Consider the following 15414-nt stretch of genomic DNA (forward strand, 5'->3'; position numbering starts at 1 on the left):
CGGGAGTGCGCCCGGATCTCAGGCCGTGGTGGAGGCCAGGCGATCCTTGCGCAGGCGCTGGGCGAGGTGGCGGTTGAACGCCATCATCGCGCCGGCGTCCACGTTGACGCCGCCCGGGCCGAGGATCTCGTACAGCTCGGTGAGCAGGTCGGTGTTCTCGGCCAGGCCCAGCGGGCTGCCGGCCAGTTCCAGTTCCGATTGCAGCATCTGCATCGCCGTGTTCAGGCGCTGCGGGTCCAACCCCTGCATCTGCGCGGACAACGGCAGACGGGTGACCGTACCGGATTTGGCGTGGACGCGTTGGGTGCGCACGACCTGGCTGCTGTGCTGGTCGTCCTGCATGGTCGGGGTCGGGTCGATCTGGATGCCGCCCTCGCCGGCCACCAGCCATACCAGCGAGATGCCCAGCGTGCGCGCCAGGGTGACGCAGCGTGCGCGCGAGGGGTCGGTATTGCCGTCGCGCCAGCTGCGCACCACGCCTTCGGAGAAGCCGCACATGCGGGCGATCTCGGTGGCGCTGCCGACGCGCTGGATCAGCAGCCGGATGCGGTCGGCGAAGGTGCCGCCGGAAACCTGGGGAGAGGACTTGCTCATGGGAGTGGCCGTGTCGGTAGGGTAGGAGACTGCACCGGGGCGCAAGATTTCGGGGACGATCGCCGCGGCGGGAAAACCGGGTCGTCCACGCAGCATTTTGCGCCCGCCGCCGGTGCCGTGCCAAGCCGTCGATCCCGAACCCGCGCCGGCAACCAGGTTGCGACCGCGCGAATGGCGGGGAGTTTCATGCCATGCCGATCTTTCGTCCGGTGCGCCGCAGCTGCTACCGTCGCCCGGTCGCCGCCGGCCGTGGTGGCGCCGGGGACCCATCACAGGACAAGGCATGAGCCAATTCGGATTGCTCGGCAAGCGGCGTTTCGCGCCGTTCTTCTGGACCCAGGCGCTGGGCGCCTTCAACGACAATGCGTTCCGCAATGCGCTGGTGATGCTGGTGGCGTTCCAGATGGGGCTGGACGACCGCACCGTCGGGATCTACACCAACCTGGCGCCGGCACTGTTCATCATCCCGTTCTTCCTGTTTTCCGCCACCGCCGGCCAGCTGGCGGAGAAGTACGAGAAGAGCCGCATCATCCGCTACGTGAAGCTGTTCGAGATCGCGGCGATGACGCTGGCCGCGTACGGCTTCTACACCCACCACACCTCGCTGCTGCTGGTGGTGCTGTTCATGATGGGCATGCACTCGACCATGTTCGGGCCGATCAAGTACGCGATCCTGCCGCAGGCACTGAAGAACGAGGAACTGGTCGGCGGCAACGGCCTGGTCGAGATGGGCACGCAGATGGCGATGCTGGTGGGCATGATCGCAGGCAACTCGCTGATGCTGGTGGCCGGCGTGGGGCCCATGCTGGCCTCCGGCGCGACCATCGCGGTGGCGGTGGCCGGCTATCTGGCCAGCCGGCGCATTCCGGCCGCGCCGGCGACCGCGCCCGACCTGAAGTTCAACTGGAACCCGTTCAGCGAGACCGTCCGCGTGCTGGGCATCACCCGCGCCGATCGCGCGGTGTTCAACGCGGTGCTGGGCATCTCGTGGTTCTGGTTCTTCGGCACCGTGCTGATCGCGCAGTTGCCGATCTACACGCGCGAGACGCTGGGCGGCGACGGCTCGGTCAACACGCTGGTGCTGACCCTGTTCTCGATCGGCACCGGCGTCGGCGCGCTGCTGTGCGAGAAGCTGTCCGGCAAGCGGGTGGAGATCGGCCTGGTGCCGCTGGGCGCGTTCGGCCTCACCGTGTTCGGCATCGACCTGTACCTGGCCCGGCACGGGCTTGCGGCCACGCGCGGGCTGGACTGGCTGGCGTTCCTGCACGGCGCCGGCAGCTGGCGCATCGTGCTCGACCTCACCGCGATCGGCGTGTTCGCCGGCTTTTACGTGGTGCCGCTGTTTGCCTTCGTGCAGTCGCGCACGCCGCGCGAGCGGCTGTCGCGGGTGATCGCCGGCAACAACATCATCAATGCCTTGCTGATCGTGCTGGCCGCGGTGTTCGGGCTGGTGCTGGGCCGGCTGGGCATGGACGCGGCCACCATCTTCCTGCTGGCCGCCCTGCTCAACGTGCTGGTGGCGGTGTACATCTTCACCCTGGTGCCCGAGTTCCTGATGCGCTTCATCACCTGGGTGCTGGTGAACACGCTGTACCGGGTGCGCGTCGACGGCATGCAGCATCTGCCCGAGGAAGGTCCGGCGCTGCTGGTGTGCAACCACGTCAGCTTCATGGACCCGCTGCTGCTGATGGCCAACCTGCGGCGGCCGGCGCGCTTCGTGATGTATTACCGGATCTTCCACACCCCGCTGCTGCGTTTCGTGTTCCGCACGGCCAAGGCGATTCCGATTGCCGGGCAAAAGGAAGATCCGGTCGTGCTGCAGCAGGCGTACGACGCGATCGACGCGGCGCTGGCCGACGGCGAGCTGGTATGCATCTTCCCCGAGGGCGGCCTGACCGGCGATGGCGAGATCGCGCCATTCCGGCCAGGGCTGGAGAAGATCCTGGCCCGGCGCCCGGTGCCGGTAGTGCCGCTGGCGCTGCGGGGGTTGTGGGGCAGCGTGTGGAGCCGGCGCGACACCCGGCTCGGCCGCCTGCGCCTGCCGCGGCGCTTCCGGGCGCGGGTGGAACTGGTCGTGGATGCGCCGGTGCCGCCGCAGGCGGCCAGCGCCGCATCGCTGGAAGCCAGGGTTCGCGAATTGCGCGGGGAGCTTGCCTGAGCGCGGCGGGGCAAGCGGCGGGCAGTGCCCGCCCTGCCTTGGCGTAGCTGGTCCAAGCCGGCCCCGCCCGCCGGCTTCAGCTCACCCAGCTGCCGATCACCAGCAAGGCGATCACGCTGAGCCAGGCCAGCAAGGCGCGCAGCAAGGCGCCGCGCAGGCGTCGCAGCTCGTCCAGCGGATCGCTGTGCTCCTCGGCATAGCCGTCGCCGGCCTCGATGTCGATGCGCACGTCGGCTTGCGCCGCGGCGCCGAGAAAGCCGGGGCCGCGCTGATACCAGCTGGTCGGCGTGGCCTGGATGTGCCAGCGCCGCCACGCCTCGATCACCGCATCCCAGTGGCCGACCACGGCCAGGGTGAAGGTCAGCACTTGGGCCGGCAACCAGTCCAGCGCGTTGGCGAGGTAGCGGGCGGCATGCTGGCTGTCGCCGTCGAGCGCCAGCGAGTCGTCGCGCCCCAGCGTCTGCGCCAGCCGGTACAGCAGCGCGCCGACCGGGCCGAGCAGGAAAAACCACAGCAGCACCGCGAAGCGTCGGCGCAACGCTGCATAGACGATCGCCTCGCCCAGCGCCGGGGCGTGCCAGCGCACCGGGCGCCCGTCGTCGGACAGCCGTTGCGCCGCCGCCTCGCGGCTGACGTCGTCGGGCGCGGCGAGGATCGCCTCCAGGTCACGCTCGAACTCGCGTGGACCGAAGCAGTAGATCAGCACCACCACGGAGAACAGCAGCGGCAGCAACTCGCCCAGTACGGTGTGCCCGAACAGCCACACCAGCAGTGCGCACAGCAGCAGCGGCGGGGCCAGCGCCAGCACCACGCGGCCGGCGCCACTGGTGTCGGACAACTGCGCCACCCAGCGCCGGAACAGGCCGTCGCGGCGCCAGCTGGCCAGTTGCGGCGAGACATGCAGCAGGCCAAGGGCGATCAGGGCAACGAGCAGACGGATGGCCATGGTGACGCACTCCCGGACAATGGCCGCATTGTAACGAGCGCGTGTGCAGCCCGCTGGCGCTCGCCGCTCAGCCGGGCCCGCAGTGGTAGCGCTCGGCGGTGCGTTCGACGTCGGTGGAGCTGATGTGCCGGGCCAACTGCTCGGCCGGCGTCATGCCGCGCCAGACCTCCACGTCCATGCAGTGCGGGTCGACCACGCCGAACAGCGCCTGCACCATGCGCACGGCGCCGCCGACGCCCTGCATGCGCGGGTCGACCATGCGGAAACCCTCCACGATCGGCGTCGAGGAGCCGGGCAGGCGGACCGGGCGCGGCATGGACATCCCGCCGCGCAGAAGATTGCCGCCGGCGACGTAACCGGGTACGTCGGCTTTGGTGGTGATCGCGCTGCGCTCGCGCGCCGGTGACGTCGCCGGCAGCGGTGTGGGCGTCGGTGACGTGACGATGCCTCGGGGCGGCGGAGGGCGCCGTACCGAAGGACGCCGCGATGGCCGCCTGGGCGGTGCGGCCGTGGCCACCACCGTCAGCAACCGGAGGGTGAGCGGCGTCGATGGCGGATGGCGCCAGAGTGCGGCGGGCCGCCAGACGCGCGGGCTGGCATGGAAACAGACCAGCCATGCCGCCAGATGCACGCCGATCACCGCCACGTGGATGGCGACGCGCCCGCTCGATGCGCGCATCGCTGCCGGAAAGCGGTGAGTCGGGTGCATGGGAGAGGTCCATCCGTGGCCGGGTACCCGGACAACGACCCGCGCGCCGCGATGGAGTTCCGCCGGAAGGGATCAGGCGACGGGCGCGACGGCGGTCAACGCGTCCAGGTCCAGTCCGGCGCGCCCGTGCAGCCAGTGCGCCAGCAGCCGGTAGGACACCGACAAGCGTGTGGACGGCAGGAAGCTGCCGTCGGCGATGCCGTCGACGATCTGCTGCGGGGTGAACCAGCGCGCATCCTCCAGTTCGAGGTCGCGCATGCGGATCTCGCGCGATACCGCGGTGGCGATGAAGCCGACCATCAGTGACGCCGGCATCGGCCACGGCTGCGAGGAGTGGTAGCGCACCTCGTCCACGATCACGCCCGATTCCTCGGCCACCTCGCGGCGCACGGCATCTTCCAGCGCCTCGCCCGGCTCGACGAAGCCGGCCAGGGTGGAATAGCGGTGCGGCGGCCAGCCGGGCTGGCGGCCCAGCAGGCAGGCGCCGTCGTGCTCCACCAGCATGATTACCGCCGCATCGGTGCGCGGGAAATGCAGTCGCGCGCAATCGGGGTTGCGGCATTGCGCCCGATGCCCGGCGGCCACCAGCTGCAACGGCCCGCCGCAGTACGCGCAGAACTGCGTCTCACGTTGCCAGTGCGACAGCCCCTTGGCATAGGCGAACAGGCCGGCCTCGTCCGCAGGCAGCAACAGGCCGGCGCTGCGCAGGCTCATGCGGCGTGCGTCCAGCGCGGTTTCCAGCGCGTCGCCCTGCTCGCGATCGCTCACTACCAGCAGGAAGTGCGGCCGCCCGTGCGCGATGCCGAGCAAGCTGGCACGCGTGTCGGCCAGCCATTGCGTACGTTCGGCGGCGGTGAGCCAGCGCAGCGCGTCGTCGTCGCGGCGGAGATAGGCCTCGCCGGTGGCATCCAGCAGCAGGTAGCGAGCCGTGTCGGCGCGTGCCTGCGCGGCCACCCACGTCGCCTCGTCGCGATGCTCGGCCATGCGGTCGAGCACCAGGCTCAGGCCGGCGAAGGTGTTGGGGCGCGGCAGCCTGGCCTGGTCCATGGCGAGGAGGTCAGGCGGTGAAGGAGGAGCCGCAGCCGCAGGTGGTCTTCGCGTTCGGATTGCTGATCACGAACTGCGCGCCGCTGAGGTTCTCGGCGTAGTCGATCTGCGCGCCGGTGAGGTACTGCAGCGACAGCGGATCGCACAGCAGCGTGACGCCCTCGCGCTCGACCGCCAGATCGTCCTCGGCCTGTGCCTCGTCGAAGGTGAAGCCGTACTGGAACCCCGAGCAGCCGCCACCGGAGATATACACGCGCAGCTTCAGCTGCGGATTGCCTTCCTCGGCAATCAGCTCATGCACCTTGTGCGCGGCGGCCGCGGTGAACTCCAGCGGAGCGCCGCCGCTGCGGTAATCGGGGATTGCGACGATGGTTTCCATGGCGATCTGAATGGGGATGAAGGCGGACAGATGCAAGCATAGCGCGTCAGGCCGGCAAGGCTTCCTCGTCGCTGCCGGTGGCGTCGGTCGCCGGCGCCGCCAGCGCGCGCTGCGCCGGCTCGGCCTGGCGCGCCATGTGCCCGTTGACCTGGGCGCCGGCAGCCATTTCCAGCGTGTGGTAGCGCAGGTCGCCGTCGATGCGCGCCAGCGGCGCCAGCTCCAGCCGCACGCTGATGTACACGTCGCCGGTGATGTGCCCGTTGATCACCGCCTGCGGCACGCGCACCTCGCCCTCCACCTCGCCATGCTCGCTCAGAGTGAACATGGCATCGTCGCCCTCGGCCAGCACGGTGCCTTCGATGCGTCCGTCCAGGTGCAAGGCGCCGCTGAAGCGCAAGTCGCCGCGGATCACCGTGCCGCGGGCGATCAGGCTGGTTTCGGAACTGCCGCGGTTGCGGTCGCTGCGTCTACGGTTGAGCATCTCGGTCTCCCTCGGCGGTGGTGATGTTGCCGGACAAGGCGGCGCTCCACGCCACGGTGCGGCTGAAGGTCTCGCCGCTGGCCGGATCGACGCGGATGCGCAGCCGTGTCGGCCGGAAATCCGCGGGCAGCACGATCGTGCCCTGCAACTGCTGGAAATAGGTGAAGCGGAACGGCAGGCCGTCCTTCTGCGCGCCGTCGCCCAGCGCCGGCCAGTCCAGCGTCACGACCTTGTCCTTGCGCATGCCCTCCACGCTGACCGTGGCATGGCCGTTGACCTCGGCGCCGCGCTTGGCGTTCTGGGTCAGGCTGAGGATCAGCGTCCAGCCGCGCGAACCGGCGATCGGCTGCAGCTTCACCTCCTGCAGCTTGAGGCCCTGGCGCTGATCGTTGCCGGCGACCAGGCGCGAATAGAACCCGAGGTCCGAACGCAGCGCACTCAACTCCTTCTCGCGCTGCGCGAGAGTGCCGCGCAAGGCGCTGGTGGCCACCTCGTTGACCTGGCCGGCGCGCTGCAGGTTCGCCACCTGCTGCTTGAGATCGTCGACCTCGGCCAGCAGCGCACGCTGCTGCTTGTGGTCGACTACTGCCGGCGTGCCGCGCACGCCCAGCACATGCACCGCCGCGCCCACCGCCAGCAGGCTGGCCAACCACGCCAAACCCCACCCCAGGCGGCGCCAGCGATGGCCGACGTCGTCGTGCCTGCGCACCACGAGACGCGGAGGTGGTCGTGAACCCATGGGAGGACGTTCCCGGAAAACCCGAGGTATAGCCCGGGCGTGACGAAAGCGTCAAGGAACGGGCGCACGCCCGCGCGGACGCGCCGTGGCGGCGTGCGCGCTGCGCGACCGGCGTCAGCTCTGCATCTTGCTCTGCAGATAGCGTTCCGCGCCGATGTCCTTGATCAGGTTGAACTGGGTTTCCAGCCAGTCGATGTGTTCTTCCTCGTCATGCAGGATGTGCTTGAACAGATCGCGGCTGATGTAGTCGGCGATGCCTTCGCTGTAGGCGATTGCTTCGCGCAGGTCGACGGTGGCGGCCAGCTCCAGGTCCAGGTCGCCCTGCAGAGCTTCCACCGGATGCTCGCCGATGCGCAGCTTGCCCAGCCGCTGCAGGTTGGGCAGCCCGTCGAGGAACAGGATGCGCTCGATCAGCCGATCGGCGTGTTTCATCTCGTCGATCGACTCCTTGTATTCGTGCTCGGCCAGCTCGGTGTAGCCCCAGTTCTTGTACATCCGGGCATGCAGAAAATACTGGTTGATCGCGGTCAGCTCGTTGTAGAGCACCTTGTTGAGAAACTCGATGACCTTGGCATCACCCTTCATGGCCTTTCCTCCATCGCGACGGACCCACGGACTATACAAACTCCGCGACGGTCAGGACGGAAATGAGAATGCCAATGGTTTGCCGCCGGGCGCGAAGCCCGAGGTCGGCTCAGGCGGCGACGAGCGGAAGCTGGCAGAGCACCTGCCGGCGAGCCTGCTCGAAGGTGGCGCGGGCTTCGTCGCCGCAGCAGCCGCAACAGTCCGAACAGCCGGTGCGCGCCTGCAATTCGGCAAAAGTCTGCACGCCATCGGCCGCTTCGCGGCGGATGTCGTGGTCGGTGACGGCATTGCACATGCAGACGTACATGACGCATATGAGAACGCGAATGCGAACGATTGTCAACAATCGACTGGGCGGGGCGGTCGTCCGTTCAGCGCGTCGGTCTTGCCCGCCGCGTGGGCCCTCCGCTCACGGCTTGATCGCGGTCACCACGCCGCCGATGGAATACACGCGGACCCCGGCCGTGGGGAATACGTACAGCCGCAACGCCACGCCGTCGGCCTGACTCACCACGATCTGGTCCACCTCGCCAAAGCGGGCCAGCATGGTGCACTGGCGGAAGGCCTCATCGCTCATGCCCACCGTGGGCAGCTTCGCCAGTTCGCCGCCGCAGTCCTGCTCCTGTTGTTCGATCGCCTGGCCAAGCTTTGCGGCCGATACCGCATTGCCGTGCTCGGCCTGTGCCTGCATGCGCGCGGTGATCGCCCGGTCGCGCAACTCGCGCGCCATGCGGGACAGGCGCGGTTCCGGCTTGAACAAGCCGTGCATCTTCGACACCGGCGCCACCCGCGGCGGCTGCGTCTCGGGCAGGGTTCGCTGGATCATGCCCACGCCCAGCGCCTGCAACCGGTCGAGTTCGCGCTCCAGTGCCCGCTCGTCGTAAGCAGGCGGGGGCGGCACGGTCGATGATGCAGGCGCAGCCGGGACCGCGCCGTCGCAGGGATGGTCCTGGAACACGTCGCCCCGGCACTTGTAGACCGCGTCGTCCGCGCGGGCGGAAAACACGCCTGTCGCCGCCAGCAGCAGCGTGATCGTCCATCGAACCGTGGGCGTCATCCGATCACTCCCGTGCCTGGCTTGCGGGTTTGTCGCACTGCGTCGATGGCTTCGCCTGGATGCGCTCGAAACGGGTCGGTGCGCCATCGGTTTCGATCACCTGGAAGCGGCCGTCGCTTGCCTCCAGCATTGCGTTGACGTCGATCACGCCACTCCCGTCGGGCTGCCACACGATCTTGTCAGCCTGCACTTTCCAGCGGCCGGTAAAGCCGGCGGTCGAGCGCCGGTCGAACGCGCTGGGGGTCATCACGTAGCGACCGTCGTCGCGCAATTCGATGCGCCGCATGATGCCTTTGTGCGTGGACGACCACAGGCCGATGAGCCCGCATGGCCGTTGGCTCGGCGTCATCGCCACCTTGGCGGTCTCGCGTGCGGCCGCGCCCATGCGATCCCAGTCGGCCTTGGGCACGCGGTGCACGCAGGTCGACAGCGACAGCACCCACGGCATCAGCACGATGGCCAGCCCGCCATACACCAGCAACCGGGCGGCCAGCGAATAGCCGCCGCGCAAGCGCGGCCAGGCGACGCGGCGCAACAGTCGATAGGCCAGCCACGAACCCAGACAGGCGAGGATGACCCACTTGACGTTGCCGATGCCGTCCCAGCTGAAGTGCTGCTGTCCACGTGGCGCCGCCGCCTTCGCCACGGGCGCAGCAGCCGCGGGTGGCGGCGCGATCGGCTTGATCGCGACGGTGGGCGAGATGTAGCGATCGCCCGGCGGTGGCGGGGCAAAGCCGCGGCAGCTTGCCTGGCGATGGAAAAAGCCGGCGCCCGCTGCCAGCGTGTCGCGGCCCGGCCCCGCCACCACCACGGTGCCGTCATCGAGGACCGCCATAACGTGGCTGGTGCTGCCGAAGCCAGGGTCGGACAGCGCGAACACCCGCGCATCCGCCGGCCGATACAGCGCCACCGGATACGTCGAGATGGCGCAGCCATCAGGCAGGCGCTGCGCGTCGGCGCCCATCTGGCGCCCCATCAACACGTAATCCCACCAGCCGGTGCCGGCGTTCCACAGCATCGCGGTGGCCCGCCAACCATCGGCGTGCACGAAGCGGGCGCCAGCGTCGTTGATCTCGAAGCTTTCGCGTCCTGTCGGGTCGGTGATGGTGGCTAGCGGCTGCTGGCCGTGCACCGGCGCGCCGTAGGTGATCCCCTTGTCGTGCCAGTCGACGCGCCAGATCGTCCAGCGCGCCGTGTGCTCGTTCAGCACCGCGGCCTCGTGCATGTTGACCAGGGCAAACGCGCGCCCGTCCGGCAACAGGCCCAGTTGCGGCCGTGAATCGGCCAGGTATTGCAAGGTCGCGCCGCCGCAGCCGGACCAGCGGTTGATGGGAGCCGACCAGCGGTGACACTGCAACTCGTGCCGCGATTTCATCGTTACATACAGGACATCCCCCGACCGCAGCGCCAAGGCCGCGGGGTGTCCCGCCGAGTCCGCCTCCAGCGGGCCGGTGCTGCTTCAGCGATCGGTGCGCGCGTTCCAGATGCGCGCCACCGGCAGCCCGCGAAAATCGTCGGCGAGGTAGCCCACCATAATCACGCGATGCCCGGGCAGCGCGGCGATCGCGGGCGTCGATCGCCAAGCGGGCACGTCCGCAGCCGGTGTCTCGGGTGACCAGCGCAACACCCCGTTGGCGGTGAAGATCAACGCACTGCCATCGGATCGCGCCACCATGCCGAGCGGCTGCGGCGCGTCGTTGCCCACGCTGGGAGAAGTGGTTCCGGCAAGTTGCCAACCTTGCGAATGCGGATCCCACAACCACGCCCACGGCGAGGATTGTCCCTGGACCGGCTGCAGCCAGGTGCCGCCGGCGACCAGTACGGCACCGGAGGCCAGCCGCACCGCAGCGTGGCCGTACAGCCCCACCGGGAGCTCCGCGCCCTCGATCCATGCGCCGCTGCGCGGGTCCCATAGCTCCACCGAACGCAGCGGCCGGCCATCCTCGCCCATGCCGCCGGCCACCAGTACGCGGCCATCGGCGAGCAGGGTGGCGGTGTGCGCGTAGCGTGCCACGTGCATCGGTGGCAGCGTTCGCCAGGCCTGTCCGCGGGCGTCGAGCAGTTCGGCCGAAGCCAGCGGATGATTGGTGTCATCAAGGCCACCGAGCACCAGCACGCTGCCGTCGGACAGCGCCGTCGCGCTGTGCTTGGCCCGCGCGGTGGCCATCCTCGGTGCGGCAACCAGCTTGCCGCCTGCATAGCGCACCACGCTGGCAAGCACGCCGCTGCCATCGTGCGGCAACTGCGGATCGCTTTCGCCGCCGATCAGCAGCACGCTGCCATCGGGCATCCCCGTGGCGGTATGGAAGATGCGCGTCTGCGCCAACGCGGGCGCCGATTGCCACTGTCGTTTGAGCGGATCCCAGATCGACATGCCTGCATACGGCGGATACGGCGCCGAATCGTTCAAGGCCTGCGCCACGTCGCACAGGCCGCCGGCGATCAGCAGCCGGCCGTCGGCCAGCACGGTGCTGGTGTGCAGGTAGACATGGCCGTCCGGACACTGCGGCGCGCGCGGTACGCGCACCCAGCCCCCGGCGGCGGGATCGTAGAGCTTGGGCGAAGGGTCCGGCCCGCTTTCCATGCCGTGACGCAGGCGCAAGGCGTCGTTCTGGTCCTGTTCGGCGCGCCACTCGTTGGCGGACATGCCGTAGCCGTAGGCAAGGACGCTGCCGTCGGACAGCACGTCCACCGTGCCTCCGCGCAGCGGTGTCAGGTAACCGCCAAACGGTTGCAGGTGGCCCGCCGTGGGATGCCATTGCGCGGACACTGGGCCTGCGCTGAGCACGCCGGCGAGGAGCAGCATCAGAAAGGCGAACCGGCCCATCACGGAGGGCAGCCCTGCAGGCGGGCGCGATCGCCGTACCAGCGCAGATCCGAGAGAGACTTGCGGCGCCGCGCTTCGATGGCGCGCCAGCCGTCGCCGGCGTCATCCGCGCTTGCCACCAGCGCGGCGGCGGCCGCGTCGTAGGCGCGCTTGCTGTCCGCCAGATGTTCGCGCAAACCGTGGCAGGTTTCCGCGAGCGCGGCGTGCGGGGTCGACCCATGGGACGCACAGGGTTGATCGCTGAAGAGCGGATGGTCAGGCGTGCCGCAGCGATGGATCGCCTTGGGCGAGTCGCCCGTGGGGGCCATGGCGGCGCGGGTCGTCTCCAACGACAGGTAGCGCTGGTAATCGGCATACTGCAGGAGGTATTCGTGGCGATAGGGCTGTGGCGACATCTCCTCGATGCCGGCGCGATCGGTTGCCAGTTGTTCGATCGTGGCCGCCGTGAGCGCGTGGCCCGTGCGCAAGGTGTCGATCGCCAACGACAATCGCTGCAGCGCGGCTGCGATCTGCTCGCCCTGCAGGCTATCCTCGAACCCTTTGCAATCGAGCAACATGGGGCCGCGGCCTTCGTCTTCGGTCACCGCGATGCCCCTGTAGTTTCCGTACGCCAGCATCTCCGCCTCGACCGCGTCGAAGTGAGCGTTGACCTGGGCGCGGCACTCCTCGCCGTTGCGCGCGTCGCGCGGGCCGATGGCGCGGGCGACGCCGACACTGGCGATCAGCAGTACGCCCGCCGCCATCCACCGATGGGCGACGCGAAGCCTGGCTTGGGTACCCATCCCCTGTTTCCTTCCCCTGGAATCGCCGCACTATACGACAGCGCGTGCGGCGGCGAACGCGGGATGGGCGTTGCGCAGCGCGACGGGAAGGAGGCCGGGATCAGGCCGCCGCGCGTCCGGTGCGCGGGCCCCCGACGGGTGTGTCGGCGTCTTCGCGTGGCGGCGTGGTGCCGATCTCCATGCCGAACAAATCCTCCACCAGCGGCGCGAAGTGGCGCAGTGCCCGCGCGTACACGTCGCGCTTGAAATTCACCACGTGCGCGGCCGGGTACCAGAAGTCGACCCAGCGCCAGATGTCGAACTCCGGCTTCTCGTTGGCATCGAGCTTCAGCGCCTCCTCGCCGCCGACCAGCTTCAGCAGGAACCACACCTGCTTCTGGCCGATGCAGGTCGGGCGCTGGTGCCGGCGCACGTAGCGCTCGGGCAGGCGATAACGCAGCCAGCCGTGGGTGGCGCTGATCACTTCCACGTGGTGTGCCGCCAGGCCGGTTTCCTCCTCCAGCTCGCGGTACATCGCCTCCAGCGGGGTTTCGTCGGTGCGCATGCCGCCCTGCGGGAACTGCCAGCCGTCACGATTGACCCGGCGCGCCCAGAACAGCTGGCCGTCTGCATTGAGCAGCACGATCCCCACGTTCGGACGGTAGCCATCTACATCAATCATGCGTCGCCTCCCGGGGCTTGGCCCCGCGAACCGGCGGCAAAAGGGCCGCGCGATCCTGCCCCGATTCAACCACAGCCCGCAAAGCAGCGGCAAGCTCGCCGACTTGAACGAACGCGCCACGCCCACTACACTTCCGCGCCCCGCCGGCGATCGCCCCGCGGCGGCTTCCCAATGGCTATGTAGCTCAGCTGGTTAGAGCACAGCACTCATAATGCTGGGGTCGGTGGTTCGAGTCCACCCATAGCCACCAAATCAGTGTCCATTCCTGACCATTCCCGTCCAATACCGCCTCGGCAACCCAGCTGCAGCAAGGGTTTGACGTCTTTACACCGTCCGGTCGTGTCCGATCACGTCTATTGTAATCCGGGGGCAACAAGGGGCAACATTGGGGGCAGGTACCGTTGTCTGTAGTGAGTTGCCCCCATGGCGCTTTCCGATGTCAACATCCGTAAGGCCAAGCCCACCGATAAGCCCCAGCGGCTGTTCGACGGTGGAGGCTTGTACCTGGAGGTTGCTCCATCTGGGGGCAAGTGGTGGCGACTTAAGTACCGCTTTGGGGGCAAGGAGAAGCGGCTGTCGCTAGGCACGTATCCCGACACCGGACTGGCCGATGCACGCGAGAAGCGCGATGCCTCACGCAAACTGCTTGCGCAGGGCGTAGATCCAGGCGTCCAACGCAAGGCCGAAAAGGCTGCCGGTGCCGATCGCGCAGCCAACAGTTTCGAAGCGGTCGCTCGCGAGTGGTTGGCGGTGAAGAAACCTGAATGGACAGCCGGCCAGTTCTTGAAGGAGTGCGGCCGATTGGAAAATCACGCCTTCCCCAGGATTGGTGGCCTGCCGGTCTCTGATATAGGAGTGGCAGAGATTCGCCCGTTGTTCGCCTACCTGGTCAAGCAGGGGCATATCGAGCAGGCTCATCGCCTCCGGCATCAACTAAGTCGCGTGTTTCGATTTGCCGTAGCCACTGAACGGGCCAGTCGCGACCCTGCCGCCGATCTGCGCGATACCTTGCCCAGCCGTAATCCTCAGAACCATCCAACGATCACCGACCCGAAACGCGTGGGAGAGTTGATGCGTGCTATCGATGGCTTCACGGGCACTCTCCCCGTGCAGTGCGCTCTGAGATTGGCACCCTTGTGGTTCTGTCGGCCTGGCGAGATACGCATGGCGGAGTGGACACACTTTGACCTGGATGGCGAGCACCCGTCTTACACGGTGCCGCCTATGAATCGAAAGCTGAAGAAGGCGGCCAAGGAAAATCCCGCTACGCCGCCGCATATCGTGCCTTTGAGTCGACAGGCGCTGGAGATACTTCGCGAACTGCGCCAGTTGACGGGCCATGGGCGCTATCTGTTTCCGGGGGCCCGCGATCCGAAGCGACATATGTCAGATGGCGCAGTAAACGCGGCGCTGGCTCGTATTGGTTACAAGGGCATCATTACGGGCCACGGGTTCCGCCACATGGCGCGAACGTTGTTGGGGGAGTTGGGGTGGAATCCTGAAGCCCTGGAACGTCAGCTGTCCCACAAGGAGCCCGGAATCGTTGGTGTGTACAACAAAGCCCAGCATCTGCCTGAGCGTCGAAAGGTCATGCAGGCTTGGGCGGATTACCTGGACTTGCTAAAGGTGGGAGGCGATCCCCGATAGGCAGGGGTGGGCGGACTGTGCGAGCTTCGTGCTAACCTTGCATTGCAAATGCAACGCATGAGGTGCGCCCGTGAAATCCGCTTCCATTCCTTCGCTTCGAGTCGACCCAGAGTTGCGTCAGGCGGCTGAAGCCGTCCTGCGCGAAGGCGAGAGCCTTTCCAGCTTCATGGAGCAATCGCTCCGCGATCAGGTGACCCGTCGCCAGCTGCAGCACGAGTTCGTAGCGCGCGGCCTGGCTTCGCGCTACGAGGCACAACAGACAGGCAAGTACTTCGAGGCCGAATCGGTGCACGCCGAGCTGCGCGGCATGCTGACCAAAGCATCGAGCGGCAAGGCCAAACGGTGAGCTGGCGCGTCCGCTACACGCGGGCGGCCCGCGACGATCTGCTACGGCTGTACGACTTCCTGCTGGAGCAGGACATAGAGGCAGCGAAGCGCGCGATGGATGCCATCGACCAGAGCTTGGAGTTGCTCCAGTCGTTCCCGTTCACCTGCCGCAAGGCAGATCCGGACAACCCGTTCTTGCGCGAGCTGCTGGTGTCGTTTGGCACGTCCGGCTACGTGGCGCTGTACGAGATCGAGGGAAATCAGACGGTGACGATTCTTGCCGTGCGTCACCAGCGCGAAGATGACTATCACTAGACGAGTTATCCATGGCGACACTCGCCAGTCGCTTAGCGTGCGACTGAAGCATGAAGAATTCAGCGGGCACGGACGCTAGCGACCCTGCGCTCGCGAATATCATCCGTTGCCGATCAGCGCGCATCGCCATACAGTGGACTGTCGAGGCGCGTGGTTCTAC

19 protein-coding genes and 1 tRNA gene are annotated in these 15414 nt (G+C 67.9%); 6 read left to right on the forward strand and 14 right to left on the reverse strand.

Annotation, left to right across the window (positions count from 1 at the left end; genetic code table 11):
- Positions 1 to 18 precede the first annotated feature (18 nt).
- Positions 19 to 594 (reverse strand): helix-turn-helix domain-containing protein, encoded by a 576-nt coding sequence (locus ACVCMG_RS11205; RefSeq protein ID WP_395120642.1) that lies wholly within the window; start codon positions 592 to 594, stop codon positions 19 to 21.
- Between the two features lie 283 nt (positions 595 to 877).
- Between ACVCMG_RS11205 and ACVCMG_RS11210 the strand changes: the two genes are divergently transcribed.
- On the forward strand, positions 878 to 2752 hold the full coding sequence (locus ACVCMG_RS11210) for an MFS transporter (RefSeq protein ID WP_447114148.1): 1875 nt from the start codon (positions 878 to 880) through the stop codon (positions 2750 to 2752).
- Between the two features lie 76 nt (positions 2753 to 2828).
- On the opposite strand, the gene ACVCMG_RS11215 is transcribed toward ACVCMG_RS11210, so the two are convergent.
- Both ACVCMG_RS11215 and ACVCMG_RS11220 read right to left on the reverse strand, forming a co-directional pair.
- A complete protein-coding gene (locus tag ACVCMG_RS11215) occupies positions 2829 to 3698 on the reverse strand; it encodes a beta-lactamase induction protein (protein WP_447106985.1) in 870 nt (289 codons plus the stop codon).
- Positions 3699 to 3765: 67 nt separating this feature from the next.
- Positions 3766 to 4014: a hypothetical protein gene (locus ACVCMG_RS11220; protein WP_447106984.1), complete on the reverse strand. Its 249-nt coding sequence runs from the start codon at positions 4012 to 4014 to the stop codon at positions 3766 to 3768.
- 61 nt (positions 4015 to 4075) lie between these two features.
- Here ACVCMG_RS11220 and ACVCMG_RS11225 point away from each other — a divergent pair, with 61 nt between their 5' ends.
- Positions 4076 to 4396, forward strand: a complete 321-nt coding sequence (locus ACVCMG_RS11225) for a hypothetical protein (protein WP_447106983.1) — start codon at positions 4076 to 4078, stop codon at positions 4394 to 4396.
- An 83-nt stretch (positions 4397 to 4479) separates the two neighbouring features.
- Here ACVCMG_RS11225 and nudC read toward each other — a convergent pair whose 3' ends face one another.
- From nudC to ACVCMG_RS11280, 11 genes are all read right to left on the reverse strand, one after another.
- Positions 4480 to 5454, reverse strand: a complete 975-nt coding sequence (nudC, locus tag ACVCMG_RS11230) for an NAD(+) diphosphatase (RefSeq protein WP_395120638.1) — start codon at positions 5452 to 5454, stop codon at positions 4480 to 4482.
- A gap of 10 nt (positions 5455 to 5464) precedes the next feature.
- Positions 5465 to 5833 carry an iron-sulfur cluster insertion protein ErpA gene (gene erpA / locus ACVCMG_RS11235; RefSeq protein WP_395120637.1) on the reverse strand — a complete coding sequence of 123 codons (369 nt, stop codon included), beginning with the start codon at positions 5831 to 5833 and terminating at the stop codon, positions 5465 to 5467.
- Positions 5834 to 5879: 46 nt separating this feature from the next.
- Positions 5880 to 6314 (reverse strand): bactofilin family protein, encoded by a 435-nt coding sequence (locus ACVCMG_RS11240; RefSeq protein WP_395120636.1) that lies wholly within the window; start codon positions 6312 to 6314, stop codon positions 5880 to 5882.
- Complete coding sequence (locus tag ACVCMG_RS11245) at positions 6301 to 7053, reverse strand: DUF6776 family protein (RefSeq protein ID WP_395120635.1); 753 nt, start codon at positions 7051 to 7053, stop codon at positions 6301 to 6303. Before ACVCMG_RS11245 ends, ACVCMG_RS11240 begins: the two co-directional genes overlap by 14 nt.
- Positions 7054 to 7167: 114 nt before the next feature.
- On the reverse strand, positions 7168 to 7638 hold the full coding sequence (bfr, locus tag ACVCMG_RS11250; RefSeq protein ID WP_395120634.1) for a bacterioferritin: 471 nt from the start codon (positions 7636 to 7638) through the stop codon (positions 7168 to 7170).
- 109 nt (positions 7639 to 7747) lie between these two features.
- A complete protein-coding gene (locus ACVCMG_RS11255; protein ID WP_447115410.1) occupies positions 7748 to 7954 on the reverse strand; it encodes a (2Fe-2S)-binding protein in 207 nt (68 codons plus the stop codon).
- Positions 7955 to 8047: 93 nt separating this feature from the next.
- Positions 8048 to 8695: a hypothetical protein gene (locus ACVCMG_RS11260; RefSeq protein WP_447106982.1), complete on the reverse strand. Its 648-nt coding sequence runs from the start codon at positions 8693 to 8695 to the stop codon at positions 8048 to 8050.
- A gap of 4 nt (positions 8696 to 8699) precedes the next feature.
- Positions 8700 to 10070, reverse strand: a complete 1371-nt coding sequence (locus ACVCMG_RS11265; protein WP_447114149.1) for a hypothetical protein — start codon at positions 10068 to 10070, stop codon at positions 8700 to 8702.
- Between the two features lie 84 nt (positions 10071 to 10154).
- Complete coding sequence (locus ACVCMG_RS11270; RefSeq protein ID WP_447114150.1) at positions 10155 to 11501, reverse strand: Kelch repeat-containing protein; 1347 nt, start codon at positions 11499 to 11501, stop codon at positions 10155 to 10157.
- A 20-nt stretch (positions 11502 to 11521) separates the two neighbouring features.
- Entirely contained in the window at positions 11522 to 12304 is a 783-nt protein-coding gene (locus ACVCMG_RS11275) for a hypothetical protein (protein WP_395120630.1), read from the reverse strand.
- A 100-nt stretch (positions 12305 to 12404) separates the two neighbouring features.
- Positions 12405 to 12965, reverse strand: a complete 561-nt coding sequence (locus ACVCMG_RS11280; protein ID WP_395120629.1) for an RNA pyrophosphohydrolase — start codon at positions 12963 to 12965, stop codon at positions 12405 to 12407.
- Between the two features lie 173 nt (positions 12966 to 13138).
- On the opposite strand from ACVCMG_RS11280, the gene ACVCMG_RS11285 reads away from it, so the two are divergent.
- From ACVCMG_RS11285 to ACVCMG_RS11300, 4 genes are all read left to right on the forward strand, one after another.
- Positions 13139 to 13215, forward strand: a tRNA-Met gene (locus ACVCMG_RS11285).
- 173 nt (positions 13216 to 13388) lie between these two features.
- Positions 13389 to 14612, forward strand: a complete 1224-nt coding sequence (locus ACVCMG_RS11290) for a tyrosine-type recombinase/integrase (protein ID WP_040673055.1) — start codon at positions 13389 to 13391, stop codon at positions 14610 to 14612.
- Between the two features lie 70 nt (positions 14613 to 14682).
- Positions 14683 to 14958: a YlcI/YnfO family protein gene (locus tag ACVCMG_RS11295; RefSeq protein ID WP_447114151.1), complete on the forward strand. Its 276-nt coding sequence runs from the start codon at positions 14683 to 14685 to the stop codon at positions 14956 to 14958.
- Positions 14955 to 15254, forward strand: coding sequence for a type II toxin-antitoxin system RelE/ParE family toxin (locus ACVCMG_RS11300; protein WP_447114152.1), 300 nt, complete (start codon positions 14955 to 14957; stop codon positions 15252 to 15254). Before ACVCMG_RS11295 ends, ACVCMG_RS11300 begins: the two co-directional genes overlap by 4 nt.
- Positions 15255 to 15414: the final 160 nt, after the last annotated feature.

This window comes from Rhodanobacter sp. UC4451_H18 (assembly GCF_052978225.1).

Excerpts from the sequence above, each read along its gene's own strand:
- erpA (WP_395120637.1), bottom strand. The coding sequence starts at position 5,833 with ATGGAAACCATCGTCGCAATCCCCGATTACCGCAGCGGCGGCGCTCCG.
- ACVCMG_RS11290 (WP_040673055.1), top strand. The coding sequence starts at position 13,389 with ATGGCGCTTTCCGATGTCAACATCCGTAAGGCCAAGCCCACCGATAAG.
- ACVCMG_RS11280 (WP_395120629.1), bottom strand. The coding sequence starts at position 12,965 with ATGATTGATGTAGATGGCTACCGTCCGAACGTGGGGATCGTGCTGCTC.
- ACVCMG_RS11210 (WP_447114148.1), top strand. The coding sequence starts at position 878 with ATGAGCCAATTCGGATTGCTCGGCAAGCGGCGTTTCGCGCCGTTCTTC.
- ACVCMG_RS11270 (WP_447114150.1), bottom strand. The coding sequence starts at position 11,501 with ATGCTGCTCCTCGCCGGCGTGCTCAGCGCAGGCCCAGTGTCCGCGCAA.
- ACVCMG_RS11220 (WP_447106984.1), bottom strand. The coding sequence starts at position 4,014 with ATGCCGCGCCCGGTCCGCCTGCCCGGCTCCTCGACGCCGATCGTGGAG.
- nudC (WP_395120638.1), bottom strand. The coding sequence starts at position 5,454 with ATGGACCAGGCCAGGCTGCCGCGCCCCAACACCTTCGCCGGCCTGAGC.
- ACVCMG_RS11245 (WP_395120635.1), bottom strand. The coding sequence starts at position 7,053 with ATGGGTTCACGACCACCTCCGCGTCTCGTGGTGCGCAGGCACGACGAC.
- ACVCMG_RS11240 (WP_395120636.1), bottom strand. The coding sequence starts at position 6,314 with ATGCTCAACCGTAGACGCAGCGACCGCAACCGCGGCAGTTCCGAAACC.
- ACVCMG_RS11205 (WP_395120642.1), bottom strand. The coding sequence starts at position 594 with ATGAGCAAGTCCTCTCCCCAGGTTTCCGGCGGCACCTTCGCCGACCGC.
- ACVCMG_RS11275 (WP_395120630.1), bottom strand. The coding sequence starts at position 12,304 with ATGGGTACCCAAGCCAGGCTTCGCGTCGCCCATCGGTGGATGGCGGCG.
- ACVCMG_RS11260 (WP_447106982.1), bottom strand. The coding sequence starts at position 8,695 with ATGACGCCCACGGTTCGATGGACGATCACGCTGCTGCTGGCGGCGACA.
- ACVCMG_RS11215 (WP_447106985.1), bottom strand. The coding sequence starts at position 3,698 with ATGGCCATCCGTCTGCTCGTTGCCCTGATCGCCCTTGGCCTGCTGCAT.
- ACVCMG_RS11265 (WP_447114149.1), bottom strand. The coding sequence starts at position 10,070 with ATGAAATCGCGGCACGAGTTGCAGTGTCACCGCTGGTCGGCTCCCATC.
- bfr (WP_395120634.1), bottom strand. The coding sequence starts at position 7,638 with ATGAAGGGTGATGCCAAGGTCATCGAGTTTCTCAACAAGGTGCTCTAC.